Raw genomic sequence first — 26,918 nt, 5'->3', positions numbered from 1 at the left:
TAAGTAATAGCATAAAAAGCTGTAAAAAGTCTCTCAAAAAGACTAGCTAGCTTTTGACTGCTGCGTCGCATTTGATTGGTTTTCTTTGTATATTGCTGCTTGTAGCCATACGTTTGCTTGGACATAGTCATGTACTTTGATGTTATTAGTCTCAGCAGTATTGAGCGCACCGATACGCACTACAAAAGGATCCGCATCTTGCTCACGTAGCGTTACCACATCAAACAATATGATAGATTTACCATTAAATACGGTTTCTTGCTTGCCAAGTACTTGACCCTGACACCAAGCTTCATCTTCTTGTCCTAGCGTATCGCCAAACAAGTAAGCGCACATATGTCCTAAGTTAATCTCGACGGGTGCCATTTGCTCTTTGGTTTCAGGCTTCCATACACTGATTTTCTCTTGCAGGTCATCAGGGATTTTTCCGTCATTTGCTGCCACAATATCGTTAAAGGCACGGTGATAACGGATAGACTCTTGGTCTTCAACCATGATGACTTCGTTTTGCTCACTTAGCTTAATTTCATGCGCCCAAGCACTAAAGTTCACATAGTAAGAGGTGTCGCGTTGATATAGATGACGGTTGGTCGTATAGAGTTGATCAAACGCATAAATGATACTGCCATCAGCAGTACGTAAGCGCAACACGGCATCGTGTGAGTTGTCATTGGCGATAACACGCTCAATTTTGCAGTTCAATCCGTAAGGACTATCGACACAAGGGTAGGCATTGATAAAGCATTCTGGCTTACCATCTTTCATCGCGAGCACTTGATTAATATGGCAAGGCTGATCTTCTGATAGAAGCAGGCAGCTGTCTTTTGCACTGACGTTGTTGTTCAGGCCTTTAGGCATCGCGGCGACTTCGATCATTTTTTGTAGCCACTCAGGCACATCATGACTCATATCATCGGTCAGAATACGCCAGTGATCGGCGTGACCTGCAGACTGCTCATCGGTCAACGTGATCTTGGTGGGAGATTGAATGTTTTTGTATTGATAATTTATGGTCATGAAAATACTCAAAATTAAGTCAGCGTGAGGTTTATATCTAATACTGTGTTTGCTTGTGTACCATCCAACATTTTAAATGATTGGTTTATGATGGTCAGCGATATTATCAGTAAATGGTGAGTAAACCTCAATGAGGGGTTAATGACAATTGTCTTTAGCATATAATATATAGGTATTGGTACAGCTAATAGCAAGCCCCCTATAAAAAATAATAACAAAACCCAGTTTTTTGGTAAAAAATACTCTCAGTTGTTGCTAATGACTGGCACATATCAGCTAGTTTGTGTCAAACTAGCTCCCTTTTGACAGCTGTTATTGGCTCGTCTGACACCCTGTTTTTGTGTTTGATTTATATGTGAGTAGTAGCAACTGTATGATGCATTTACTACTGCTCGTTATGCAACCTATATAAAGTCGCACGTAGATAAGATAAAGAGTTTGAATATGTTTCGTCCTTTAGCGTTATTTATCGGCTTACGATATACCCGAGCAGAACGTAGTAATGGCTTTATCTCCTTTATATCACTCATCTCGATGATTGGTCTGACGCTTGGGGTTGCCGTATTGATTACGGTGCTATCAGTGATGAACGGCTTTGACCGTGAACTGAAAACCCGCATTTTGGGGATGGTGCCGCAGGCTACGGTGGTCTCATCAGAAATTATTGGCGACTGGGAACAGCTCGCTGATCAGATCAAAGAAGACCCAGAAGTGGCAGCTGTGGCACCATTCATTCAACTGCAAGGGATGCTGACATCAAATGGTCAGGTCGCAGGTATCATGGTGACAGGCGTCGAGCCTGAATACGAAAAAAACGTCTCCATTATCAATGAGCACATGATAGAAGGTAGTATTGACACCCTGAAAAGTGGTGACTTCAGTATCGTGTTGGGCGAGGAGATGGTGCAGTCTTTGGGTCTGCAAATAGGGGATAAAGTGACGCTAGTATTGCCAGAAGCGTCGCCATCACCAGCAGGCGTGATACCGCGATTTAAGCGTTTTACTCTGACAGGCATCTTTACGATCAGCCCAGAAGTAGACAGTCTCATGGCGTTTATCCCGATGGGAGATGCGGCAAAATTACTGCGTTTGCCAGAAGGCGCGCAGGGCGTACGCATGAAGCTTAACGATATCTTTACTGCGCCGATAGCTGCGGAAAAAGCGGCTGCTATCGCACCTGAGAAGCTATATCCAAATGACTGGACACAAACTCATGGCAATCTGTTTGGGGCAATTCAAATGGAAAAAGCCATGGTCGGCCTATTACTATTTTTGATTATCTTAGTTGCTGCTTTTAACATTGTCTCAAGTCTGGTCATGCTAGTGACTGATAAAAAAGCAGATATCGCAATCTTAAAAACCTTTGGTGCGTCTCCTCGCTTGATTACGCAAGTCTTTATGGTCCAAGGTGTGGTCATCGGGGTCATCGGTACTATCGCTGGTACGATACTGGGTGTGATATTTGCGCTTACGGTCAGCGATATTTTAGGCTTTATTAACCAAGCATTTGGTCTAAACCTATTTGATGCGTATTTTGTCAATTACTTGCCATCGCAGTTGCGTTTGTTAGATGTGGTATTAATTACAGGTGCATCGTTTGTACTGAGCTTTTTGGCAACGATTTATCCAGCGCGCCGAGCGGCTAAAATTCAGCCTGCTCAAACGCTACGCTATGAGTAATCCCAAACGCCTAAATGTTGAAATAAATACCGAAATAAATAAAATAAAGGAAGCGCTATGTCTGCCATTTTAGAGGCGACCAATATCAATAAGATATATGATGAAGGCGCGGTCAGTACACAAGTATTGACTGGTCTTGATCTGACTGTTCATGCGGGTGAGCGCATCGCTATCGTTGGAACCAGTGGTTCAGGTAAAAGTACACTGCTACATTTGCTTGGTGGTTTAGATACGCCAACCAGTGGTGAAGTTTGGTTGCATGGTCAGCTATTAAATAGCATGAATGAAACTGAGCGCGGTGCAATGCGTAACAAGCATTTGGGCTTTATTTATCAGTTTCACCATCTATTGGCAGAATTTACAGCAATCGAAAACGTAGCTATGCCATTACTGATGCGTCCAGAAGTATCAACGACTGATGCTCGTAAGCAAGCGGTTGAGATTCTAGAAAATGTCGGTCTTGAGCATCGTTTGATGCATAGACCAGGTGAGCTATCAGGTGGCGAGCGTCAACGTGTAGCGATTGCACGCGCGCTAGTGACTAAGCCATCGCTTATTTTGGCAGATGAGCCAACAGGTAACTTGGACTACGACAATGCGCAAAGCGTCTTTGGCCTGTTGTCAGAGCTACAAAGCACCATGCAAACGGCGCTACTTATGGTGACGCATGATCGCAATTTGGCGGCGCTTGCTGATCGTCAGTTGTTGCTACGCAATGGGCATTGGGAACAGTATTAATAATTTTTTATATTAGGTCGAAAAACTGACCGAAACGCCATTTATTGGCGTCTGTCATGGATGTGATGGCTATCATATTGAAAAGTTATTGTTGTATTATTAAGAAAATATATCATAGAAACTAGCGATTAAGCGGTTGTGAGCCAGCCGCCTTATTTATTTTATAAGGATGCGTAAAATGCGTGAAGATGATAATCCAATTGCGGCTTTTGGCAGTGCAGAAGAGGGTGATGAGCCGTTAAAGCCTTACATCGATCCAACTTTGTTTGAAACGCTCGATAGGCAGGCACAAACAGAGCTACTGACACCTGTGTTTGATGCCATCACTTTGGCTGGGGTTGATTACGACCTAAAAGTTCAAGACAGCGCGACAGGTAAGCGTTATACGCTCTGTAAAAATGATGAAGTCATTGAGATCGTGCCCATGGATAGCAATTTCACTGACAAAGTTTTGAATGCTATAGAGAACAGTAAAGAAGAATGAGCTTTGCTAGCTTAGTTTAGCTAGGGCGTAAGCGTTATAGCCATATAACAAAGATAAATTGCCTTATAACTTGTCAGATTCGTCAGAAGGTTTTTGCTGACGTTTCTGCCAGCTCGCCACGGTCTTATAACGCCAAATGGCTTTAAATGCTAAACCGCAAATAAGACTGGTGACTACGGCTAAAATCGTTAGCCCGATACAAAATGCAGCAAGCGATACGGTACCGCGATAAGTAATGAACGGATTGGCACCATTTGATAATGCCCATAAGCTAAAATCAGCAATCATTCTACCGATGAATCGCAAGCTAATTACAGGTGCATCAATGATCTTTGCACCGATATAGTATCCAGCATAAAAAATTGGCAAGCTAGTGACTGGGTTGGTAATCCATGTCAAACCAAGCGCCATAGGGACATTGGCACGAAAAATAAGCGAGCCAATAAGTGCCAGTAACATCTGTCCTGGCAGCGGAAAAAATGCACTTAGTACACCGATATAGACGGCCTTATTTAGGCTGTGTCGATTGAAATGCCATAACCTTGGATCAGCCAAGTGCGGTGCAAACAGCTTTAAAGTGCGACTTTCTAAGATTTTCTCTGGTGTAGGAAGTAGGTCTTTTAGACGTTTTTGGGGCACAGGATCGCCTTTAATCATTAACTACAGTCTACTCAATGGTATTGAGAAGCTGATATAAAGTAATATATGGTGAGTAGGATAAAGGTTAGAACACACAGAATGGTGGTGTCAGATAGTTACCACCTAATACGTTGCCTCAGTATAGGGTAATATAAATATAAATGCTATTGCATCGCGTGCCATTTGCTATAGTAAGTAACCATATTTGGCCGAATAATATTTAAGTCATCAAGCAAGGAGTGCTGGTGTACTGGTTGATTGGTAGCCTTATAATTATAGTTATGATGGGCGTATTGGCAGTCGCAGATAATGTGATATTGCCAACTGACTTATCCTTGCTAGAGATAGTTGGTGCGTCTAATCTGTCGTTGGCGCTGATTGTATTTGCTACGTTTCTGTTGGCGTCTGCTCAATTCAACATACCCTCGATAGACAGCCACAGCGCTGATAACAATACCTTTAACAACGCAGTTTGTCATACTAAACTTCCTTTCCGAATTATTAGATACTTAGTCTTATCTTTGTTAGCGACTGTGTTAGTGATAGGCAGTGCACTGCAAGCTTTGGTTGCTCATCAACGAGCAGAAACCACTGAAATAACTCTCCCGATGCGGGTACAAGCGCTCGTGCGTATCGAAGGGTTGAGCGACAGTGTTTATGATGCCACTACAGACAGCGGTTATCGCCAAGTAGCAGTGATAACGAATATCGCTCCGTTAGTCGCTGAGCTAACGCCCCAAGAGTTAGCAACTAAAACATCCGACTACTTAGATGTGAATAGAAATAGCCTAAGTAACAATTACAATACTAATTCCAATGAAGTTAATATCGAAGTCAGCGAACACCGAGTTCTACTTAACGCCTATCCAAGACAGTCTGCAAATGATAGCCAGTTTGCAGCCTTAAACGATTTGCAGCCCGGTGATGAGATATTCATGAGCCTAGCACTGGCGCCATTGGCTACTTCTGAACAAGCAGTCAATAACCCTACTGGTTTTGACAGTTATCGCTGGTTGCGAGGTCGGCATATTGATGGCGTTGCAAATATTTTGGCCGTTAGCCCTACATTGGTAAATAGTAGCGAAATTAGCAATGAAATCAGCGATAAAAAATATTCGAAGCAGTCGCTAGACTCTGATTCATATCTTCAGCGCTTTCGTACTCGTATCGATCAGGGGCGTTGGCGATTACGACAGCATTTCTATCAAGACTGGTCAGCACAAACGACAGCAGAGCAACAAGCAAAAGCCGTGACATTAAGTCTGCTTACGGGTGATCGTAGCTTGATTAATCGTGATACTAAGGACTTATATCAACTGGCGGGTATCTCACATCTGCTCGCTATTTCAGGCACGCACGTACTGTTTTTAGCTATTGTGCTAGCAGGTATAGTTGTACTGCTGTTTGATCGTAATTGTTCAGCGATTTATCGTCGTATCCCGCGTTGGCAAGTGCGCTGGTGGGTAATGATTGGTGCCGCTTTTATTTATGCGTTATTTACTGGTTTTGACGTGCCTGCTGCTCGTACGGCTTGGATGTTATTAGCGATTGGATTCGTCAGATTGATATTGCTTCCTATCAGTACGATGCGCGTGCTATTGGCATTGGCTATATTGATGGCTTGGCGTGACCCTTACGTATTATGGCAGGCGGGATATTGGCTGTCTTTTATCGCAGTGGCGTTATTACTCAAGTATGATGATACATCGTATGAGCACCAGACTACTGCTGTAACGAATTTGTATAATGATAAGCCACGTACTCATATCAATAACGCGCTATCTAACCGTGTTTGGCGAATGATCAAGCGTGTATTTAAACTACAGTTTTGGCTGTTTCTTACTTTATTACCCGTTACGTTGCTTTTATTCGGTAAGGCGTCGTTATGGGGGCTTTTTATCAATTTATTTGCTATTGGACTATTTGGTTGGGTGATTGTACCGCTCAATTTATTAGCCGGGCTGTGTTATCTTTTGGTGCCAAGTATCGCTGATATTCTTTGGGTAATTATTAGTACGATAGTTGGTCATCTACACGATTTGATGAGTTGGCTGACGTCATTGCCAGCGCTATTGGATGCGTGGCTCTATACACCAGTTAATATCGCGATACTATCGATGGCTTTGCTAAGTGCATTGCCTTGGTTGTTACCACGCGGCTTGCTCAGTCGTTGGTTGATGTTGCCACCATTAACGTTACTGATGATGACGGTGTATGCCAATCAGCAGTCCCTCGTCACAATGCCGACACTATATATTTTACCAACAGGTGATTCGTATATAACGGCAGCATTGCTACAATATCCTACCGTCAATGAAGACAGTACCAATTGGTTGTTCTTAGCTGACCATAGACCAGCCTCTACACGGACAATGCCAAGCAGCCTGACAGCAGATAAATTATCTGAAAATTTGAAGCAGCAACTGGGTAGTTTATCTGTCGATAAGTTAGAAAGTATTGTCATACAGAGTAGCAGTGATGGCCTGACTGATACGTTAATTCCTGACGATAAGAATACTGCTAATACCAAAAATTCTGAATTACTGCCGATGACCGTTGCGCAATTAAACGAGCAGTTGTCCATCAGCCAATATTGGCAAGCAGGGCGCTCTGATCATTGGTCTACATTTCAGCAAGCCTATAAAACAGTTAGGCAGTCTGAAGATACGCCCACTATCAGTGCCCAACGTTGTGAGCAAGGCAAAACATGGCAGTCGACTAACGATGAGTTGTCAGTACAAGCCATCACTGGTTGGGCCAAGATAGGTGATACCAGCGTTTGGGATTGTACGATTGCTCTTGATACTAATCTGCCTATACGCGTTCTAAGATACAATGCGGCAGACCCACTCAATTCGTTACCTGCCAATTCACCTGTTAGCCCTCAAGTACAAGTAGCATCTAACAAGTTAACTAGCAAACAGTCAGAGTCCCAGTCACGTCTGATTTTAAATGCTGATACTCATCAACGCGTTTGGCAAATGTGGTCATTACTATGTTCAGCTGAATCGAATAATGATGACATGCTATTCAAAAATACACGTTGGCTTGGTCATAGTGCCTCGCAAATTACAGGCGATATCATAAGTCGTCAGAGAGTTGATGAAGTTATAACCTATGATAATAAGCCGTTAGACGCGGCATTATCGCTAAACAACTAAATCGCTAAATAACATTGATAGCATTCCCAATGCCGAAACTACTAACCTTCAAAAGTAAGGCTTATATTATCAGCGTTACAATATAGTGATATTTCACAGTTATACTATTGAACCATTATCGAAATACCACCATACTTAGCAGCCTATTAATACAGGTCGCTGACTATTAGTACAGGTCACAGATACTGTGAGACAGTATCAGTCAGGTATACACTACCGCTTTAACTGTATTTCTCGACAACCTCATTTTATTGTTTTAGATTGTTTCTAACTTAGGAAGTTATATGCCCAACTGGCCACCAGACCCTAACAAACGTCCTGATAATTCGGCAAATCAGCCAACGCAACCGCAGCAACCAAGCCCGCCAAGTGGACAAGAATGGAAGGTGCTGGAAAACACGTTATTAGCGAGTGTGGTTGAGCAGCGCCGCGCTCGTCGTTGGAGTATCTTTTTTAAACTACTGACCTTTGGTTATATCCTATTGATATTTTTGACCCTTGGTCGTGGTTGCAGCAGTGCGCCAACAGGTATGGACGCAGTCGATACTAGCGATCCACATTTAGCAGTGGTTGAGCTGCAAGGCGTCATCAGTAATGACGATGTGGCCAATGCGTATGATGTTAATGAAGCCTTGAGAGACGCTTTTGCAAACAGTAACTCAAAAGCAGTGGCCTTAGATATTAACTCACCTGGCGGTTCACCGGTACAGTCTGATGAGATTTGGCAGACCATGATGGATTTACGCCAAGAGTACCCAGACAAAAAGCTATATGCGGTGATTGGTGATATCGGTGCGTCAGGTGCTTATTATATTGCATCTGCTGCAGATGAGATTTATGTTAATCCATCAAGTTTGGTCGGCTCTATCGGGGTCATTATGCCAAGCTATAACGTTAAAGGTTTGATGGATAAAGTTGGTGTAGAAGATCGTACGATTACGGCTGGTGAGTATAAAGATATCTTAAGCTTATCTCGTCCGTTGACTGACTATGAAGAAAATCATGTCGAAAAAGTACTAGCAAACACGCACAAGCATTTCATCAACGCTGTCAAAGAAGGTCGCGGTGACCGTCTGAAAAATCCTGAACAAAACAAACTGTTCTCAGGGCTATTCTGGACAGGTGAGCAGTCTATTGAGCTAGGCTTAGCAGACAAAACAGGTAGTATCACAAGTCTAAGTAAGCAACTAGACCTTGATACGATCATTAGCTATAGCCCAACTGATCCGTTCCAGATGTTTATGGATCGTTTTGCAGTGAAGTTAGGTGCAGGTATCGGTTCTAGCGTTAGTCTTGATGTATTGCCACAAGAAAGTAACACTGGGCAGATGCGTTAAGCGTTTTATGTTTTAAATATAATGTGTATGATTGTTAAGGCTGAGCATATAATTGTGCTCAGCCTTAATTGTATGCAATACCAAATAAAAACCTTGGCCTAAGTGATAGCCTGATTAAATTAGCTATACAACTATAACCATCAAACACAGCCGTCAAATTTGCAATATAAACATGGTTGGTTTTGATTAGGGTAGTTTTGATGCTGTTGATTTTAATAAGGGTACAAGGTTCAATCATTAACAATAATATATAACATAAACGATCCCACGAGAGTCTGTCATGAGTGATGAAATAAATTTGCAGTCCTTTGCTAAACTACCTGTCTCTAAAATAACCAATAAACCTGTGCTGCATTTTGCCCATGCTAATGGAATGCCAAGCGCGGTATATGAGCCATTCTTTGAAGGCCTGTCAAAGTTTTTTACGATTGAGTATATTGCGATGTTGGGTGATACGCCCGATTATCCAGTGGACGATCATTGGCGCAGTTTGACGCAGCAAATTATTGATAGTGTAAACAGTGCCTGTGAAAAGCATGGCGTTGCACAGGTAGTAGGAGTAGGGCATTCGCTTGGGGCTATGTGTACGTTACAGGCCACGTATCGTCAGCCTAAACTGTTTGCACAAGCAGTGCTTATGGATCCGCCTTGGATTTATGGCAAAGTCAGCTTGTTGTGGCATTTGGCAAAGACAGCAGACAGATTACCGCTTATGAATAATCGTCTGATGGACAAACTGTCACCAGCTGGCGTGTCCAAACATCGCCGTGATGTGTGGGATAGCCGGGATGAAGCATATGAGAAAATGCGGCATAAAGGGTTTTTTAAGAATTTTGATGAGCGTAGCTTTCAAGGATATATCGATCACGGCTTGCATGAGCGCGCGGATGGCAAAGTGACATTGGCCATCCCTAAAGCCAGCGAAGTCGCTGTGTTCCGTACCAATCCATCTTGGTATTGGCTGGCACCAAATCGCGGCCCTAAAGTACCTGTGACTTTAATCATTGGTCAAGACAGTATCTTTTTGAAACGTCGCTTTCCGCAGCAGATAAAATCGCGCTTGGGTATTCCTTATGAGACTCACGAAGGAGGGCATATGTTCCCACTTGAGCATCCAGAATCTGTCTCAACGCAGGTGTTAGGATTGATTAAGCAGCAATTGTCAAAATAAATGCAACATACCATCAGTCATGTTTGTAATGGATATGAGCTGCCAGAGTATTTTTAAGTGATACCTTTATGCCAAAAAACCTAACTGCGCCATCTAGTACGACTGCCTCACCTAAGTCTCTGCCGCTATTTTCGCGCGTGGGTACATTCGTGCTAACAGTAGGAATGGTGCTTGCTTTTTTTATCAGTCAGTTGGTAGGTGTCTATATCGCTGGCAAGCTGGTATTACCTGCCGATGAAAGGACATCGGTAGGGCGTATATTCTATTTTGGTAGTAATGATGGAACGGTCGTGAGCCTGTCTATACTTATCGGCTGTATATTGCTAGTGGCAATTAGCGTGCTTATCATTCTTTTAAAAGGTGGCAGTCTGCGTCAATATTTAGCACTAAAGCCGTTCTCACTGTCGGTGGGTATAGGCATGCTTGGGCTACTACTGATATTTATGATTGCCAGTCAGACACTGACGTATGTATTCGATATGGCACCACTAGTGTTTGTTGATCCTCTTTATCATTCAGTCAGTTCGGTTTGGCTATTGGTCTTTGCTATGGTGGTCGTCGCACCAATTTATGAAGAGGTTATCTTTCGCGGTATATTGTGGTCAGCCATCGCAGAACAGTTCACAGCACCATCATATTCAGCGAATCATGGGGCGATTGTCGCCAGCATTGTGACAAGTTTGATATTCGCTGTGATCCATGTGCAGTATGGTATCTATGAGATTAGTACCATCATAGTGTTGGCATTGATATTTTGCTATGCACGGATTAAGTCAGGCTCGCTATTACTGCCAATCGTACTACACATTGTCAATAATGGTGCAGCGATGTGGCAGTATATTGCGCAAGCAGCGTAGATAAAATGCTGACTACAACGACGGCTGGCATATAAATTCTATCGAGCCAGTCAGAAATCAAAATTTGGCTACGCGTTAGGATTATGCATCAGGATTTAATAGTAGCACTTCATCGGCAGCTCGCTTGATATCATCAATCGTAAGCTGAGGTTTGCCGCTCAAGGCTTGACGCCATTTACGCGCGCCCATCAGACCTTGGAAGAGTCCTAAATAATGCCGTGTCATTGTTGGCAACGCCTCGCCTTTTGCGAGTTGTTCTTCGAGATATGGATAAAGCTGCGCTAAAATCTCTGAGCGCTTAGGTATTGTCTCGGACGTTGCCTCGTTCCATAAGCTATTGGCCTCTGCTAATAGATACGGGTTATGATAAAACGCCCGACCAATCATCACGCCATCGATATGCTGTAGATGCGTTCTAATGTCCTCAATTGTATCGATACCACCATTGATTTCAATATCCAGCTCAGGAAAATCCTGCTTCAGACGGTACACATCATCGTAACGTAGCGGTGGTATCTCGCGGTTTTGCTTAGGGCTGAGCCCCTGCAACCATGCTGTACGCGCATGTACGATAAATCGAGTACAACCTGCCGCTGCAACTGTCTGTACAAAGTCCACCATAAACTCATAACTATCAAAGTCATCGATGCCAATACGATGTTTGACCGTCACAGGAATATCGACTGCGGCTTGCATATGCTTGACCAAATCAGCAACCGTCTTAGGCTCGGCCATCAGACAAGCACCTATCTTATTGTGCTGTACGCGATCTGAGGGACAACCGACGTTGATATTGACTTCATCATAGCCATACTGCTGAGCAAACTCTGCGCATTGTGTCATCTCATTGATGTCTGCACCGCCGAGCTGCAATACAAGCGGGTGCTCGAGCGTATCAAAACGTAGATGCCGCGCTCGGTTACCATGTATCAATGCACCAGTACTGATCATCTCGGTATATAGATACGTATGCGGATTAAACAGTCGTGCAAAGTAGCGATAATCTGTCGTTGTCCAGTCGATCATTGGCGCAACTGAGAGGCGTTTGTTGGTCATATCAACCATGATTATTGAGCCTTAATATTTGTGTCTTAAATAAATGGATAAGGTGCAATGGACGAGATATCCCATTGCACCTTAGTTTTAAGCTTTGTTCAAATCAGTGACTGATCCATTATTTATAAAATAACATGATCAATCTTTTTGAATTCGGGCAAATTATAGAAATAAAGCCCCATAATAATACCGATAGAGCCCACAAAGGCAATATATAGCGCTGGTGAGAAGCTGATAAGCGTCGTGGCGTAACCAAGACCAAAGGGGATCAGTACACCAACGATACCGTAGGTAATATTATAACAAAAAGCGATACCTGTGAGACGTACATTGGTCGGAAATAGCTGCACTAAAATGGCAGGGACCATTCCCACGATACCGGCACAGAATCCCAAAAGTGCATACATAATCAATATATAATCGCCACCCGCCTGCAAATGATAAAAGAACGCCAACGTTTGAGCGATAAGTAGAACAGAACCAATGACCAAAATTTTACCAAAGTTCTCATGGGTCGAGATCATGCCATAAAAGACACAGCCAAGAATCATAAATACGATGCCCAAACTGTGAGAGAAGCTAAACAAATCACTGTCTAAAGTAAAGTTGATTTCTATTAAATCTGGCAGTAGTAGGACAATAACAGAGGTAATGCTAGATATCACTAGAGTCAGTACCATACTGACAAAGATAGAATGCTTGCAGCGCTTGAATAACACCGTAAATGGTCTACCCAAATTCTTACCAGTTTTTGGCTTATCTAACGCCAAGAAAAACGGGGTCTCTTTAACTAGTCGCCATACCAACAATGGTAGACAGGTTAGTAAGGCACCAACAAAAAACGGCAAACGCCAGCCATAATCAGTCAACTGTACGGTGGTCATAAAGCCAGTCAGCCACAGGAAAAACGCATTAGAGAAGAGTACCCCTACCAAAAAGCTAGCTGTAATGTAGCTACAAGCCACTGATAAATACTGTCTAGGCACATGCTCCGCCACAAACACCCAAGATAACGGTACGTAAAGACCAAATGCCATACCCTGTATGATTCTCAGCAGTATGAATAACGCAGGTGCAAGCGCGCCCCACTGCGCATAAGTAGGCAGACAGGCCATCGCAAGCAAGCTACCTGCCGTGACGATTATGCTCAGAAAAAGGGTCGGTTTTCGACCTTTGAGATCACCATAACGCCCGAACAGAATACCCCCAAGCGGACGAGCTAAGTAACCAATGACAAAAAGCCCCAGTCCTTGTAGTTTGGCGACATTGGGGTCAGTATCAACAGGAAAAAACGCAGCGGTCACGATATCTGCAATGTATAAGTATATCAAAAAGTCAAAAAAGACGATCGCACTGATAAAGCTTACGAACATGACGGTATTTTTGTCTTTTGTAGACATCAAGGCGTATTGAGAACGAGACGGCATAATAGATCACATATCCACAGAGTAAAGTGGTCATTAAGACGATCATCGTTTGGATAACCGGCCATGGTAAAAACGGCAAATCAAGATATATAAAAGATGATTTGCCGAAACAATAAGTTGGGTGTTTAAAATAAAAGTTCTTGAATGATACTTTGTTTACTTAATACAACTGAGTCGCAAAACTAAATGTTCTAGAACTGTCGAAATTAATAAGCTATATATCTACAATAGCCAGTCAATGGGCAACCAAGACATAATGGTTAGCCAAACATGGTCACCCATGTCCACTCGTGGCTCGGAGTCATAGACTACCTTTTCGCCTTTCTCCATGGTGTGCCATTGCAGATTGCCATTTTCTAGTAGCTTGACTTCATACGCTTGATTTAATAGATCGTCGCTCAAAGCACCATGCAGCTGCCTTGCTAGTTCATCATCATTAATGATTACACCCATTTCGGTATTGATATTGGCAGAGCGTGGGTCAACGTTGTATGAACCGATAAAGACTTGATAGTCATCTACTGCAAACGTTTTTGCGTGCAAGCTGGTCGAAGATTGGCTACGTGCCCGCCACAGTTTGTTATCGCGTTTTTCTTCAGCAGCGGTCGATTTTAGCTCATATATTTTGACGCCTGAACGAAGCAGGCGAGGTCGCCACTGGCTATAACCAGAATGCACGGCAGTCACATCGGTCGCATCAAATGAGTTGGTTAATATCTTAATATCGACACCAGCTTCAGCCAACTTAACCAACGTATCGACGCCATCTTTGGTCGGTACAAAATAAGAAGAAATAATCGTCAATTTCTTGGTTGGACTACCAAGCAAGTTACGCAACTGATGAACCAAGTTAGTATCGGCAGGAACCGTTTTGCTTAGTTTGCCAACATTATCACTTAAGAACTGCATGTCGGTCCAACGGAAAGGCACACGCTTATTAATCAAGTCACTATCAATCGTAGAGTCTTTGATCGCAGCTTTATAAACCGTCAAGCTGCTGCCTTCGTTGTTTTCTTCATCCAGACCGAGCTTATCTAAGGCCTTTAAAAAATCAGGCGTAACGTCATCATCAAATTTTGCTAAGGTCTCGATATCAAATGATAAAGGCGATGACCAATAGTTATAAAAACTGTTATCAATATCTGCGACGACTTTACCAATCAGTAAGACATCCAAATCTGCAAATTGGCTGCTTTGATCATTACTCAGGTATTCGTTGCCGATATTACGCCCACCGATGATGGTAATCTGCTTATCAAAGGTCATGCTCTTATTGTGCATGCGGCGATTGATACGTGGTAAACCAGTCACGTAGTTCAACGTCGGAAACTTACGATGCATCAAAGGATTGATAATACGCACCGCAATGTTAGGATGGCTAGCAAAGCGTAATAAATGCTGGTCGAACTTGGCACTATTATTAAAATCATCTAGTAACAAACGCACAATCACACCGCGCTCAGCCGCGTCCCATAAGTCTTTTAACAGAAGCTGGCCAGCCTGATCGTTATGCCAAATATAGTACTGCGCATCAATATTGCGCGTGGCCATATCTGTCAAGATGCTACGCGCCGCAAAAGCATTCGCTCCGGTTACGATTGGGTGATATCCAGACAAGTCAGGATGGATATCGTTCTGCGCACTAATAGCAGAGACCAAATCAGTACTGCTGGTCTTAATCGGCTCACCTTGCGTCGTTTGCTTATCTGAATATAGCGCCTCTACACGCGCTGATAGTGCTTGGCTTTCCGGTAAATGTGGTTGCTTGGGCAAACTCTGGCAAGCACTAAGACCTAAAGTCAGTCCTAGGGTTAGACTCAACGATAAGCTGCTTGGTTCTATATTGAACATCGACATAACAAATTTACCTTAATGAGCCTAAATGTACTGATAAATAATGATTCAGAGTGCTTAAATCACTCTTTTTAGACGAATTACCAGACTGTTGTTGTATTATGCGTGGCAAAATCTAAATCGTCGCTAAGCTTAGCAGCTGTTGCGATATCTGCCTATTATAAATACGTTATTTTTGTTAGATTTAGCGCATGAAATCATTGTTTTTTAAGTAGTGTTTAATTATATCTGTGGCATATTTTAAGCAGTAGAATTGATACATCTTTGGTATTCGAAAATAATATTTAGTGGCCATTTGAAACCAGCTGTGCGGAATAAGTCGACATGATATGATAACGCTGATAAATTCGGTCGATAATCAGAAGAATAAGCAGTCATTTTATTTCAATTAAAAGACCAACCAATAAAATACTAATCAATAAAATACCAACCAAAGTAATGGAACGTTTATGAGTCAGTCGCAAAACCATGATGAGAGCAGTTTGAACAAGTTAGATTCAAACTGGCGCAACGATGCCTTAGATTTAGGGCTTGATTATGGCATGCAGACCATCGCAGTGCGGGCAGGTCAACACCGTACAGACGAAGGCGAGCATTCAGAGCCTATTTTTACCACCAGCTCTTACGTTTATCGTTCAGCCGCTGATGCTGCTGCTCATTTTGACGGTACAAAAACAGGCAATGTCTACTCGCGTCATACCAATCCAAGCGTACGTACTTTTGAGCGTCGTTTAGCCGCACTAGAGAATGGTGAACGCGCGGTTGCAACTGCCTCTGGTATGGGCGCTATTTTGACCATGTGCTTGGCATACCTAAAAGCGGGCGACCATTTGCTAGCGGCCAACCAGTTATTTGGCTCATCTATTGGTCTATTTAATAATTATATGGCCAAGTTTGGTGTTGAAGTCAGCTACGTTGATTGCTTCGACAATGAGGCATGGGCTAATGCGGTTCAACCAAATACCAAGGTGATCTATTGCGAAAGCCCAAGTAATCCATTGGCGCAGATTTGTGATATCGGTTATCTGAGTCAGCTATGTAAAGCCAATGACATATTACTCGTCGTCGATAATTGCTTTGCGACGCCAGCATTGCAGCGCCCGTTAGACTTGGGTGCGGATGTGGTCATTCACTCTGCGACCAAATATTTGGATGGTCAGGGTCGCGTATTAGGCGGTGCATTAGTCGGCAGTGATAAGCTGATGCAAGAAGCATTTACTGTAGTGCGCTCAGGTGGTATCAGCATGAGTCCGTTCAATGCTTGGGTATTTACCAAGGGGCTTGAGACGCTTAAATTACGTATGCAAGCGCATTGCCAAAATGCCAATCAAGTGGCAGAATTTTTGGTCAATCATCCTAATGTCAGTACTGTGCATTTCTCAGGCTTAACTGACCATCCTGCGCACGAACTTGCCACACGTCAGCATCATATGAAGGAAGGTTACGGTGCTATTATGGGTTTTGAAGTCAAGGCATCTGATAGCCGTGATACCAAAGAAGCGGCGTGGCATGTGATTGATTCAACACAAATGGTCTCTATCACCAATAACTTGGGCGATTCTAAAACCACGATTACTCATCCTGCAACCACGACGCATTTCCGTCTCACTGCTGAGGCTCGTGCCGAAGCTGGCGTTAAAGACGGTCTGATTCGTCTATCAGTAGGTTTGGAAGATGTAGAAGATATTATCAAAGACTTAGCACGTGGTTTAGACAGTTTGTAAAGATAACGGTATAATCTGCACTAACGCATTGCATTAACTTTACGTTATTAATTATTCATTACTATACGCACTAGCATAAAATACAAACCATAAATAACAAAAGAGGCAACTATGAACATTCAAGCATTGATGCAACAAGCACAAACGATGCAAAAGAAAGTAGAAGCAAACGTTGAAAACGCTAAGAAAGAACTTGCTAATAAAGAAGTGCAAGCAGAAGCGGGCAGTGGCTTAGTTAAAGTAACGATGACTGGTCGTCATGTGGTTAAGCGTTTGACCATTGATCCAAGTCTGTTAGAAGATGAGCCAGATATGATCGAAGATCTTATCGCTGCTGCTATTAATGATGCGGTTCGTCAAGCAGATGCACTGTATGAAGAAACAATGGCTGGCGCGACTTCAGGTATGGGTCTGCCACCAGGTATGCAAGGCATGTTTTAAGCATTAAATACTTCATACTAAAGACAAAAATGGGGTTGTTATCGACACGATACGACCCCATTTTTATAGCTACGATTTATAAATTCAGTTAGATAAAGTCAACTAAAGGAAGCTACTTTGCTTACAGCCAAATTTGATCAGCTGGTCAAACAGCTGCGTATATTGCCAGGCGTCGGTCAAAAAAGTGCCCAACGAATGGCGCTACATCTGCTCAGTAAAAAACGCCCACAAGGTATGGCACTCGCCCAAGCACTAGATGAAGCCATGCGTGATATTGTTGAATGTCAGCGTTGCCATAGCTTTAGTGATGAGGCTGTATGTCCGCTATGCCAAGATGTTAGACGTGATGACAGTCTGCTATGCGTGGTCGAGACAGCAGCAGATGTGATGGCGATTGAACAGACAGCTGGTTACCGTGGTCGTTATTTTGTGCTTGGCGGGCATCTATCGCCAATTGATGGTGTCAGCGCCGATGACTTAAATATTGATCAGCTCGTATGGCGAGTGAAGCAAGAACCTGTCGAAGAGCTGATACTGGCAACAGGTACGACTGTCGAAGGTCAGACTACGGCGCACTTTATTAGTGAGGCTGTCAGTCGCCATGTCAATAAAGTGACGCGCTTAGCACAAGGTGTGCCGATGGGCGGCGAGCTTGAGTATCTGGATAGTATGACGCTTGGTCAAGCCATGCAAAATCGTTCTTTTTTATAATGTTTTGATTGCTTCAAAGTCTTACCCAATTCATTTCTTGGAATTGCTATAATTACTTTATTATTGTTTATCTTTTAATTTTATTAAGGCGCGGTTTAGCGTTTTATTTTCTCCTATTAATGCAGGTATCTGCCCGTGTCCAATAACGCCTCAGCTCAATCAAATGCTTCTGATATCAATGATGGCTCATTACAAGAAGCCGCTAATCCTGAGCCAATGTCATCAGCCACGTCATCTGAGTCAGCTGCTAATAATCCAGATGTTGAATTACCTGATATTGAGGTGCTAGATATTGATGCACTGTTAGATATTGCTGATGACGTTGCTATTACATGGGTACGTAAGCAAGGCGAATTGGATGAGGTTATCGATGCCTTAGCGACTTGCGGACGCGTGGCCTTAGATACTGAGTTTATTAAACGTGATACTTATTATCCGCGCTTGGCACTTGTACAGCTGAATACTGGTAATCATGTTTATTTGCTAGATGCACCGCAGCTACAACTGGCTGAGCTGTGGGAAGCGCTACGCAAAGTAGATGTGGCTATTTGGCATGCTTGCGGCGAAGATTTGGGCATTTTTTATCTGTTGTCTGGCTGTCCACCATTGACCAATATTTTTGATACGCAAATTGCATTGTCTTATCTGACGGGTCAATTGCAAATGGGGTATCAGCAGGCACTGGCCGATCAGCTAGATATGCATATCGATAAAGAACATAGTCAGTCTGATTGGCTCCAGCGTCCGTTGACAGATGAGCAAGAGCAATATGCCATCGACGATGTGCGTTATTTGCCAGCGCTATATCTCAGTATCGAGCATGCGCTTAAGGCTCAAGGGTTATACGATTATGTTTGGGCCGACTGTCAGCTCTATGCCAGTGATTTGTATGACACGCAGCACGTCGAAGATGAAGCGATGTATTTAACGATGGCAGATTACCGTTATAACTCACAGCAAATGGCGATACTCAAAGGGGTGGCTACGTGGCGAGAAGAGCTGGCACGTGCGACCAATCAACCGCGTACCTTTGTGATAAAAAAACAAGCAGTGCGAGAGATTGTCACTGAAAAGCCAAACAGCATGCGCGAGCTAGCACATAAAACGACCATGCACCGTAGTATGCTGCGACTATATGGCGAAGAGCTGCTGAAAGTAATCAGAGATGCCAAGAGTCTACCGCCTACAGAGCATCCAGACTGTCTAGTGCCACCATATCGCTCAAAAAATAAAGTACTCTCAAAAGCAGTGCAGCAAACGATTGATGAGCATGCGCGCGAAATCGGTATACCTGCCAGTGTATTGATGCGTAAAAAATGGCTAGGACAATTATATGAAGTGGTTGCTCTTGATAAAGAGGTTAGTCAATTGCCACAAGGACTGAAAGGTTGGCGTAACGATTGGATCATTAAAACCTTAATTCCAGTCATCAAAAAGCATAAAACCGAACTGCAGCAGGGCATGGGTATTCGTGTTCAATAAGGAGTCGTTCAACCAAGCAGCGTTCGATAAGGCACCGTTTAACAAGAAATCGTTCGATAAGACTGAAAACTGACACTCAAGTATTCATACAGCTCTTAGCGTTTAAATCGTCCATGCTCTAAAAAGTATCGAGTCTGCTCGGCGACCTCTGGATTCACTAGCATGCCAGTATGTGAGACTGGCATGACGATATGATCAGCTGCAGACTCTATTTTCGTCTCCTCTATATATACTGTCCCGTCATGTGCAAGCTGCTCGTTAAGAGGTGGCTTGTCAGATTTGCGCAGTTTGTGATTGTGATATTGCAAAAATAACTGACCTAGACCATAAGGTCGGTTGCCAGCGATGACGCCTAGCGTCACATGTTTGGGCAATAGTGCGACTGTGCCGTCGAGTGCGTCGACATATGAGCGACCTACGACAACAGGAGTCAGTCGCCAGATATAATCTGCACACACACTGCCTATATGCGGTGTCCCTAGCGTCACACAACGTCCAATTTTCCATTTTGGATACTGAGCGACAAAATCACGAATGATTAAGCCGCCTAAACTATGCCCGACCAAATCTATAGGATGATCTGGGTGATGGTTTGTTTCTAGCCAGCTATTTAGGCGAGCGCTATTGGTTTTGATACCATCACGCATACTACGGTAGCCATACTGATGGGTATCAAATCCTGCTGCTTGCAGGCGCTTGGCTAATGGTCGCATGATCCATGGGGTTTGGTGTAGCCCATGTATTAGAATGACACGAGTTTTTTGTTTAGGCGCTTTATGTTGCATAGCAGTGTCCAAGTGATTGCTTCAGAAATTTAAGATAAATAGCTTATTATCAATATAAGTTTTTATTACATTGAGTTCTTATCGTTTATTTTATTGATAATATTACCTGCTAATGTAATAGATAAAAAGTCAGCAAAATAAAAACCTCCAAGTCAACTGCTGACTTGGAGGTTTTTTGACAATAAACGAGCTGTTATCAAAAATGATAATTACATATAGTTTTCGATACTTGGGCAAGAGCACATTAGGTTCTTATCACCATACGCATCATCGACGCGCGCAACACTTGGCCAGAACTTGTTTGCACGGATGTATGGTAGTGGGAATGCAGCAGTCTCACGGCTGTAAGGATGCGTCCACTCTTCGCCAGTAATCATAGCTGCGGTATGCGGTGCATTGACCAATGGATTGTCTTCTAGCGTCCAATTATCTTCACCAGCTTTGGCTTTCATGGCTTCAGCTTTGATAGATTTCAGCGCACTGATAAAGCGATCCAACTCTTCTTTTGACTCAGACTCTGTTGGCTCAATCATAAGAGTGCCAGCGACTGGGAAGCTCATCGTCGGTGAATGGAAACCATAATCCATCAAGCGCTTAGCGATATCGCTTTCCGTGATGCCAGTTTCTTCTTTTAACGGACGAATATCGATGATACATTCGTGAGCCACACGGCCGTTTTTGCCAGTATATAGGACAGGGTAGTGACCTTTTAATTCAGCAGCGACGTAGTTGGCGTTCAGTAATGCCAACTCCGTTGCTTTTAATAAGCCATCACGGCCCATCATAGCAATATACATCCACGAAATAGGTAAGATGCTTGCTGAACCATAAGGTGCTGCTGATACGGCTGAGCAGTCTTTTTGTGCATTGTGTACAGGGCTCAAGGTATGGTTGGCCATAAACGTTGCCAAATGCGCCTTCATACCGATAGGGCCCATGCCTGGACCACCGCCGCCATGCGGGATACAGAAAGTTTTGTGCAAGTTCATGTGCAATACATCAGCACCAACGTCTGCAGGCTGCATCATGCCTACCTGAGCATTCATGTTCGCGCCGTCCATATAGACCTGACCACCATGCTTGTGGGTCAAATCACAGATATGACGGATGCCTTCTTCGAATACACCGTGCGTCGATGGATAAGTGATCATTAGCGCACCTAGGCGGTCGCTATATTCTTCACATTTGGCCGTTAGATCATCGATATCGACGTTGCCGTTTTCATCAGTTTTGACTACGACTACTTGCATACCCATCATCATGGCGGTAGCAGGGTTGGTACCGTGCGCCGACATCGGGATCAAGCAAACATCGCGATTGGTTTCGCCCAATGACTCATGATAACGGCGAATCGCTAACAGACCAGCATATTCACCAGAGGCGCCAGAGTTTGGCTGCATAGAGACATCATCAAAACCAGTAATGGCTTTTAATTGATCTTGCAAGCTATCAATCATCGCGATATAACCAGTAACTTGATCACGCGGTGCAAAAGGATGCACATTGGCAAACTCAGGCCAAGTAATCGGTAGCATCTCACTGGTGGCGTTTAGCTTCATGGTACAGCTACCCAGTGAAATCATGCTGCGGTTCATCGCTAGATCTTTGTCTTCAAGCGACTTTAGGTAGCGTAGCATTTCATGCTCGGTGTGATGCGAGTTGAATACTGGATGAGTCAAGATATCATCCGTACGCAGGTGTGCGCTATCTAGAGAGACGCGAGCTGTTTCAGGTAGATCGTGTGACTTGTTGACGAACAACTGAGTTAACGTGTTGAAATCTTGCTGATCGCTGGTTTCACTAAAGGCAACGCTCAATTTGGTGTCGCTTAGACGCCATAAGTTGTAGCCGACGTTGTCTGCATTTTTAAAGATTTGAGTAGCCAATTTCTCTGAACCACAATCAACCACGACTGTATCGAAGAATTGATCATGTACCACGCTCAAGCTGCTGTCGTTAGATTCTTTGATAGCACCAGCAAACGCAGTGGCAAATGCATGAATACGAGTGGCAATACGCTTCACGCCACCTGGACCATGATATACCGCGTACATGCCAGCGAGGTTAGCTAGTAATACTTGTGAGGTACAGATGTTTGAGTTGGCTTTTTCGCGGCGGATATGCTGCTCACGCGTTTGTAAAGCCATACGCAGAGCTGTATTGCCTTGTGCGTCTTTTGATACGCCAATGATACGACCAGGCGCTGAACGCTTGGCTTTATCAGAAAACGCAAAATAAGCGGCATGTGGACCACCAAAGCCCATTGGGATACCGAAACGCTGAGTACTACCTAGCGCTACGTCGGCACCCATATCGGCTGGTGATTTTAATAACACCAAGCTCATGATGTCACTGACGACACTGACATATGTCTTATTTTCTTTTACTGCACTGATGACGTCTGTTAAGTCTTTAACGTCACCTTCAGCACCGACATACTGGAATAGCGCACCGAAATAATCGCCTGATTTAGCTGTCTCAAAATCACCAACGATGACTTCCCAACCAAAGTATTTAGCACGAGTATTAATAACATCTAACGTTTGCGGATAGACACGCTCATCGACGAAATACTGCGTTGATTTGCTTTTGCTCACACGCTTTGACATCGCCATCGCTTCTGCAGCGGCCGTTGCTTCATCAAGCAATGATGCACCAGCTAACTCAAGACCAGTTAAATCGATACATACTTGTTGGAAGTTCAGCAATGCTTCTAGACGACCTTGAGCGATTTCCGCTTGGTAAGGCGTATAAGCGGTATACCAGCCTGGATTTTCGAGCACATTGCGCTGAATGACCGCAGGCATACGAACTGGAGAGTAGCCTTGACCGATATAGCTTTTATTAACAGTGATGTCGTCTGCCATCGTGCGTAGTTTGGCAAGTGCGGCGTGCTCACTCATCGCCACTGGCAAATCCAACTCTTTGTGCAAACGTACTGGCTCAGGCACAGTGTCATTGATAAAGCTTTGCATATCTTTATAACCAACAGCGCTGAGTAGGTCAGCTTGCTTGGTCTCGTTCGAGCCTAAGTGGCGATAGACAAATTCAGCTTCGTTGAACAATCCTTGAAAGGTATCAAACGATGGGTTTTGAGAGATAGTCATGACAATCCTTGGTTAAGGGAGTAATAAACAAAATAGCAATTAAGAAAAAATTGTGTGCAGTTAAGGAAACACTGTGAGCGGTACGTTATACGTAATGCACAAACTGTGTTTGATCAAAACGGAACTGGGTGTTGTAAACGCCATTGTCAGCACGTTCACCTGCGCCAATCATCATAATGATATGCTGATCGTCACCCAAGCCTAGTAGGCGCTTCATAGCAGGCTCATCGAAGCCGCCCATGGCACAGCTATCAAACCCATGAGCACGTAGTGCTAGCATGAGGTTTTCAGCGGCAAGTGCGGTGTTATTGGTTGCCCAGTTTTTGGTATCTTCAAACGTATAATAAGGCGATTTGATTGGGCCCTTTACGCGTCTGACCACTTGCGTTGCACCCCATTTTGCAGCCGAAACCACGTTGGCTGGGCCGCGCAAAAAGTCCATCGTGACGACTTTGTTGTAGTAGTCTTTTACTTTCTTAGGCACTGGCTGATCAGGGTATTCGCGCAATACTTGCTTAGCGTGATCGTGCCAAACGTCAGTACGAGCAACGATGGCAATCAAACGGGCTGATGTTTTTGCTGCGTTTTGATTCATACAGTTTTTGACGGCGCGTTTGCGATTGTCAGCATCATCGATAACATAAAATTCCCACGGCTGTAGGTTGCTAGAGTTTGGCGCTAGCATGGCCAAACGCAGACAGTCTGCCAATACGTCATCAGGGATAGGTGTGTCAGTAAAACGGCGCACGGAACGGCGTGACTCTACGATATCGCGAAAGGCTTGTAGCTGCGGCGTATGATCTGGCGTGGCAATGGGGTCTTTATTATCGGTGTTGGCATTCATATTAGGATCCATGCTGAGAATTGGGTTATCAGTTTGCGTCGTTATTGATAGCACGTATTCATTGGGATTCGAATAGGTGATCAATACGAGTCAATGAGATAACGCTTGAGAGCAATAACATCGGACGATAATGATTGTTGGAGATCTATATATAAAGCTACTTTCAAATAACAAGCATGGTCAATGAGTCAATACTTTTCATAAGAAAGGTTTTTAAATCGTTTAAATAGAGAGTATAGATACCAGCTGCTGCCAGTATCTATGATGTTTAGTCGGAGCTAGTGCTTTGTACGAGCTAAAGTCTTACAAGTGCTAATGTTTTACAAGAACATGCTTAGCTTACGTGCTTAGCTTATAAGTCGCTTTCGTACTCGTCAGCAGTCATTAGTGCTTCGTAGTCAGCGATGTTGTCAGGCTTCATTCTGAAGAACCAACCTTCACCGTATGGGTCAGAGTTGATGATTTCAGGATCATCTTCTAGTGCTTCGTTAATAGCGATCACTTCACCTGAAATAGGTGCATAAACGTCAGAAGCCGCTTTTACTGATTCAACAACTGAGATTTCGTCATCAACAGCGATGATATCGCCCACATCTGGCAGTTCAACGAATACCACATCACCCAATAGATCTTGAGCATGGTCAGTGATACCAACAGTGATCGTACCGTCGTCTTCTAGGCGTAGCCACTCGTGACTCGCAATATATTTTAGCTCTGCTGGGATGTTGCTCATGGTCTCTCTCCTAAGTGATAGAGGTTAATTAACAAAAATAATGGAGGCTAGGCGTATCGTCATTTTTATAATTGCGTGCAAAATGACAACGCGCTCTAATGATAGAATTTATAAGACCTAAGAGTCAAACTGTTGCTTGCCGTTACGGACAAAAGGTAGCTTCAGTACGCGTACATCGACGAATTTACCTTTACCGCGTAGATCGACTTGTACGCTGTCATCTTCTGATAAGCTGGCAGGCACACGGGCAATCGCGATTGAATTTTTTAGGCTAGGGGAGAATGTGCCGCTGGTGATAATGCCAGTTTGCTCGTTATCAGTGCCTTGATTGATAGTCACTGTCATGCCTTCACGCAATACGCCACGCGTGGTCAATAGCAGACCCACTTGCTTCATAGCGGTGTTGTCTTCTTTTGATTGCTTACGTTTGCTGACCAATGCTTCACGGCCGACAAAGGCACGGTCGTCTTTGAGCGCTAGCGTCCAGCCCATGTTACATTCATAAGGGCTAATGGTTTCGTCCATGTCATGGCCATAAAGGTTCATACCAGCTTCCATACGCAAGGTATCACGTGCGCCAAGACCAGCAGGTTGGATGCCATTCGCTTTTAGCTGCTCAAAGAAAGCCGGGGCATCATCGCCATGCATAATGACTTCGACGCCATCTTCACCAGTATAGCCAGTACGAGCCACGAACCAATCGGTGCCTTCGATATCGGTCAAGTCAGCACCAACGAAAGGTTTTAGCCCTACTAAGGTATCTGCCCAGTTTGGTTTGGCTTGAGCCAGTTTTGCAATAGCATTTGGACCTTGAACGGCAAGCATCGCAAGCTCAGGACGCTCGGTAATAGTAATGTCAAAACCTTCAGCGACTTTATTAAACTGTGCTAAATCCTTGTCACGAGTGGCCGCATTAGAGACGATACGGTACTCAGTTTCTTCTGCATTCATCAGGTAGACGATCAAATCATCGATGACGCCGCCTTGCTCATTGAGCATACCAGAGTACAGCGCTTTACCAGCGGTAGTGAGTTTGTTGACATCGTTTGCGAGCAGTTTTTGTAGCCATGCTTTGGTATCAGCGCCTTTGATATCAGTCACAACCATATGTGAGACATCAAACATACCTGCATCTGTACGTACCGCTTCGTGCTCTTCGATTTGTGAACCGTAATGAATGGGCAATTCCCAACCAGAAAAATCGACCAGTTTGCCCTCACTATCAATATGAGACTGGTAAAAAGGGGTGCGCTGAGGGGCTTGGTTTTGAGAAGTGATGTCTTGAGAATGGGTATCAGTCATAACAAATCCTTATGTGTACATCAGTCGTACTCGGCAGAGTAAGGAGTGATGCGCAACGTAAAAGTAGCAAGAAGCAATATTGCAAGGTGCAAATATCACATCAAAGGGTGACACAGAAAGCAAAGATGAAGACATAAGCCAAACAGACGCTATACGTCAGTTTGAGCTAAAGCCCTATCTGTCCTGTGACCTGAGATTTTCAACACGAATCATCATTCTTGGGCAGTTATATGAGCCCTATCGTCGATGATAGCGTATTTTCTCCCCTTCGGTGGGTAAGACGTCGTCCGTTCTTACCACTCTCCAGATTTGTTATGCCTTATGTTTGATAAAAAAGTAGTGCGCTATTAGCGCCATATTACTAAACA

Annotated in this window: 21 protein-coding genes and 1 riboswitch; of the genes, 11 read left to right on the top strand and 10 right to left on the bottom strand. The window is 43.8% G+C overall.

The features are described 5' to 3' along the window. Nucleotides 1-42: 42 nt before the first annotated feature. The gene (locus ACQKC9_RS02415; protein WP_427620365.1) at nucleotides 43-1,017 is read right to left on the bottom strand and encodes a hypothetical protein; all 975 of its coding nucleotides are present in this window, start codon (nucleotides 1,015-1,017) and stop codon (nucleotides 43-45) included. Between the two features lie 444 nt (nucleotides 1,018-1,461). On the opposite strand from ACQKC9_RS02415, the gene ACQKC9_RS02410 reads away from it, so the two are divergent. The 3 genes from ACQKC9_RS02410 (at nucleotide 1,462) to ACQKC9_RS02400 (ending at nucleotide 3,919) form a co-directional block, all read left to right on the top strand. Then, nucleotides 1,462-2,697, top strand: a complete 1,236-nt coding sequence (locus ACQKC9_RS02410) for a lipoprotein-releasing ABC transporter permease subunit (RefSeq protein WP_102092330.1) — start codon at nucleotides 1,462-1,464, stop codon at nucleotides 2,695-2,697. A 57-nt stretch (nucleotides 2,698-2,754) separates the two neighbouring features. Beyond that, nucleotides 2,755-3,435, top strand: a complete 681-nt coding sequence (lolD, locus tag ACQKC9_RS02405; RefSeq protein ID WP_057760792.1) for a lipoprotein-releasing ABC transporter ATP-binding protein LolD — start codon at nucleotides 2,755-2,757, stop codon at nucleotides 3,433-3,435. A gap of 178 nt (nucleotides 3,436-3,613) precedes the next feature. Further along, entirely contained in the window at nucleotides 3,614-3,919 is a 306-nt protein-coding gene (locus ACQKC9_RS02400) for a hypothetical protein (RefSeq protein ID WP_057760791.1), read from the top strand. 63 nt (nucleotides 3,920-3,982) lie between these two features. Here ACQKC9_RS02400 and ACQKC9_RS02395 read toward each other — a convergent pair whose 3' ends face one another. Continuing rightward, nucleotides 3,983-4,558: a DUF2062 domain-containing protein gene (locus ACQKC9_RS02395; RefSeq protein ID WP_227522947.1), complete on the bottom strand. Its 576-nt coding sequence runs from the start codon at nucleotides 4,556-4,558 to the stop codon at nucleotides 3,983-3,985. A gap of 245 nt (nucleotides 4,559-4,803) precedes the next feature. On the opposite strand from ACQKC9_RS02395, the gene ACQKC9_RS02390 reads away from it, so the two are divergent. From ACQKC9_RS02390 to ACQKC9_RS02375, 4 genes are all read left to right on the top strand, one after another. Then, nucleotides 4,804-7,719 carry a ComEC/Rec2 family competence protein gene (locus tag ACQKC9_RS02390; protein ID WP_427620364.1) on the top strand — a complete coding sequence of 972 codons (2,916 nt, stop codon included), beginning with the start codon at nucleotides 4,804-4,806 and terminating at the stop codon, nucleotides 7,717-7,719. A gap of 284 nt (nucleotides 7,720-8,003) precedes the next feature. Further along, a complete protein-coding gene (gene sppA / locus ACQKC9_RS02385; protein ID WP_290175450.1) occupies nucleotides 8,004-9,056 on the top strand; it encodes a signal peptide peptidase SppA in 1,053 nt (350 codons plus the stop codon). A gap of 280 nt (nucleotides 9,057-9,336) precedes the next feature. Continuing rightward, on the top strand, nucleotides 9,337-10,227 hold the full coding sequence (locus ACQKC9_RS02380) for an alpha/beta fold hydrolase (protein WP_427620363.1): 891 nt from the start codon (nucleotides 9,337-9,339) through the stop codon (nucleotides 10,225-10,227). Between the two features lie 68 nt (nucleotides 10,228-10,295). Next, nucleotides 10,296-11,084: a CPBP family intramembrane glutamic endopeptidase gene (locus ACQKC9_RS02375; RefSeq protein WP_427620362.1), complete on the top strand. Its 789-nt coding sequence runs from the start codon at nucleotides 10,296-10,298 to the stop codon at nucleotides 11,082-11,084. 81 nt (nucleotides 11,085-11,165) lie between these two features. Here ACQKC9_RS02375 and dusA read toward each other — a convergent pair whose 3' ends face one another. The 3 genes from dusA to ACQKC9_RS02360 all read right to left on the bottom strand — a co-directional run bounded on the left by dusA (nucleotide 11,166) and on the right by ACQKC9_RS02360 (nucleotide 15,424). Continuing rightward, entirely contained in the window at nucleotides 11,166-12,149 is a 984-nt protein-coding gene (gene dusA / locus ACQKC9_RS02370; RefSeq protein WP_427620361.1) for a tRNA dihydrouridine(20/20a) synthase DusA, read from the bottom strand. 113 nt (nucleotides 12,150-12,262) lie between these two features. Continuing rightward, entirely contained in the window at nucleotides 12,263-13,567 is a 1,305-nt protein-coding gene (locus tag ACQKC9_RS02365; protein ID WP_427620360.1) for an MFS transporter, read from the bottom strand. A 222-nt stretch (nucleotides 13,568-13,789) separates the two neighbouring features. Next, entirely contained in the window at nucleotides 13,790-15,424 is a 1,635-nt protein-coding gene (locus tag ACQKC9_RS02360) for a phospholipase D family protein (protein WP_427620359.1), read from the bottom strand. Between the two features lie 446 nt (nucleotides 15,425-15,870). On the opposite strand from ACQKC9_RS02360, the gene ACQKC9_RS02355 reads away from it, so the two are divergent. The 4 genes from ACQKC9_RS02355 to ACQKC9_RS02340 all read left to right on the top strand — a co-directional run bounded on the left by ACQKC9_RS02355 (nucleotide 15,871) and on the right by ACQKC9_RS02340 (nucleotide 19,779). Beyond that, complete coding sequence (locus ACQKC9_RS02355) at nucleotides 15,871-17,145, top strand: O-succinylhomoserine sulfhydrylase (protein ID WP_427620358.1); 1,275 nt, start codon at nucleotides 15,871-15,873, stop codon at nucleotides 17,143-17,145. A 111-nt stretch (nucleotides 17,146-17,256) separates the two neighbouring features. Further along, nucleotides 17,257-17,586, top strand: coding sequence for a YbaB/EbfC family nucleoid-associated protein (locus tag ACQKC9_RS02350; RefSeq protein WP_045445429.1), 330 nt, complete (start codon nucleotides 17,257-17,259; stop codon nucleotides 17,584-17,586). Between the two features lie 117 nt (nucleotides 17,587-17,703). Next, nucleotides 17,704-18,297, top strand: coding sequence for a recombination mediator RecR (gene recR, locus ACQKC9_RS02345; RefSeq protein ID WP_057760773.1), 594 nt, complete (start codon nucleotides 17,704-17,706; stop codon nucleotides 18,295-18,297). Nucleotides 18,298-18,432: 135 nt separating this feature from the next. Continuing rightward, on the top strand, nucleotides 18,433-19,779 hold the full coding sequence (locus ACQKC9_RS02340) for a ribonuclease D (protein WP_427620357.1): 1,347 nt from the start codon (nucleotides 18,433-18,435) through the stop codon (nucleotides 19,777-19,779). Nucleotides 19,780-19,874: 95 nt separating this feature from the next. On the opposite strand, the gene ACQKC9_RS02335 is transcribed toward ACQKC9_RS02340, so the two are convergent. From ACQKC9_RS02335 to gcvT, 5 genes are all read right to left on the bottom strand, one after another. Then, entirely contained in the window at nucleotides 19,875-20,564 is a 690-nt protein-coding gene (locus tag ACQKC9_RS02335; protein ID WP_427620356.1) for an esterase/lipase family protein, read from the bottom strand. A 209-nt stretch (nucleotides 20,565-20,773) separates the two neighbouring features. Next, complete coding sequence (gene gcvP, locus ACQKC9_RS02330; RefSeq protein ID WP_427620355.1) at nucleotides 20,774-23,671, bottom strand: aminomethyl-transferring glycine dehydrogenase; 2,898 nt, start codon at nucleotides 23,669-23,671, stop codon at nucleotides 20,774-20,776. Between the two features lie 85 nt (nucleotides 23,672-23,756). After that, on the bottom strand, nucleotides 23,757-24,515 hold the full coding sequence (locus tag ACQKC9_RS02325) for a nitroreductase family protein (RefSeq protein ID WP_427620354.1): 759 nt from the start codon (nucleotides 24,513-24,515) through the stop codon (nucleotides 23,757-23,759). 352 nt (nucleotides 24,516-24,867) lie between these two features. Continuing rightward, nucleotides 24,868-25,248 carry a glycine cleavage system protein GcvH gene (gcvH, locus tag ACQKC9_RS02320; RefSeq protein WP_057760766.1) on the bottom strand — a complete coding sequence of 127 codons (381 nt, stop codon included), beginning with the start codon at nucleotides 25,246-25,248 and terminating at the stop codon, nucleotides 24,868-24,870. Between the two features lie 117 nt (nucleotides 25,249-25,365). Further along, the gene (gene gcvT, locus ACQKC9_RS02315; protein ID WP_427620353.1) at nucleotides 25,366-26,550 is read right to left on the bottom strand and encodes a glycine cleavage system aminomethyltransferase GcvT; all 1,185 of its coding nucleotides are present in this window, start codon (nucleotides 26,548-26,550) and stop codon (nucleotides 25,366-25,368) included. A gap of 168 nt (nucleotides 26,551-26,718) precedes the next feature. Further along, a riboswitch (glycine riboswitch) is annotated at nucleotides 26,719-26,867 on the bottom strand. Nucleotides 26,868-26,918 lie beyond the last annotated feature (51 nt).

Source organism: Psychrobacter sp. NPDC078409 (assembly GCF_050268505.1).
GTDB lineage: Bacteria > Pseudomonadota > Gammaproteobacteria > Pseudomonadales > Moraxellaceae > Psychrobacter.
This window is presented reverse-complemented; position numbering and strand designations above follow the sequence as displayed.

Coding starts and splice junctions, on each gene's coding strand:
- ACQKC9_RS02415 (WP_427620365.1), bottom strand. CDS start 1,017: ATGACCATAAATTATCAATACAAAAACATTCAATCTCCCACCAAGATC.
- ACQKC9_RS02410 (WP_102092330.1), top strand. CDS start 1,462: ATGTTTCGTCCTTTAGCGTTATTTATCGGCTTACGATATACCCGAGCA.
- lolD (WP_057760792.1), top strand. CDS start 2,755: ATGTCTGCCATTTTAGAGGCGACCAATATCAATAAGATATATGATGAA.
- ACQKC9_RS02400 (WP_057760791.1), top strand. CDS start 3,614: ATGCGTGAAGATGATAATCCAATTGCGGCTTTTGGCAGTGCAGAAGAG.
- sppA (WP_290175450.1), top strand. CDS start 8,004: ATGCCCAACTGGCCACCAGACCCTAACAAACGTCCTGATAATTCGGCA.
- ACQKC9_RS02380 (WP_427620363.1), top strand. CDS start 9,337: ATGAGTGATGAAATAAATTTGCAGTCCTTTGCTAAACTACCTGTCTCT.
- ACQKC9_RS02375 (WP_427620362.1), top strand. CDS start 10,296: ATGCCAAAAAACCTAACTGCGCCATCTAGTACGACTGCCTCACCTAAG.
- dusA (WP_427620361.1), bottom strand. CDS start 12,149: ATGGTTGATATGACCAACAAACGCCTCTCAGTTGCGCCAATGATCGAC.
- ACQKC9_RS02365 (WP_427620360.1), bottom strand. CDS start 13,567: ATGCCGTCTCGTTCTCAATACGCCTTGATGTCTACAAAAGACAAAAAT.
- ACQKC9_RS02360 (WP_427620359.1), bottom strand. CDS start 15,424: ATGTCGATGTTCAATATAGAACCAAGCAGCTTATCGTTGAGTCTAACC.
- ACQKC9_RS02355 (WP_427620358.1), top strand. CDS start 15,871: ATGAGTCAGTCGCAAAACCATGATGAGAGCAGTTTGAACAAGTTAGAT.
- ACQKC9_RS02350 (WP_045445429.1), top strand. CDS start 17,257: ATGAACATTCAAGCATTGATGCAACAAGCACAAACGATGCAAAAGAAA.
- ACQKC9_RS02335 (WP_427620356.1), bottom strand. CDS start 20,564: ATGCAACATAAAGCGCCTAAACAAAAAACTCGTGTCATTCTAATACAT.
- gcvP (WP_427620355.1), bottom strand. CDS start 23,671: ATGACTATCTCTCAAAACCCATCGTTTGATACCTTTCAAGGATTGTTC.
- ACQKC9_RS02325 (WP_427620354.1), bottom strand. CDS start 24,515: ATGAATGCCAACACCGATAATAAAGACCCCATTGCCACGCCAGATCAT.
- gcvH (WP_057760766.1), bottom strand. CDS start 25,248: ATGAGCAACATCCCAGCAGAGCTAAAATATATTGCGAGTCACGAGTGG.
- gcvT (WP_427620353.1), bottom strand. CDS start 26,550: ATGACTGATACCCATTCTCAAGACATCACTTCTCAAAACCAAGCCCCT.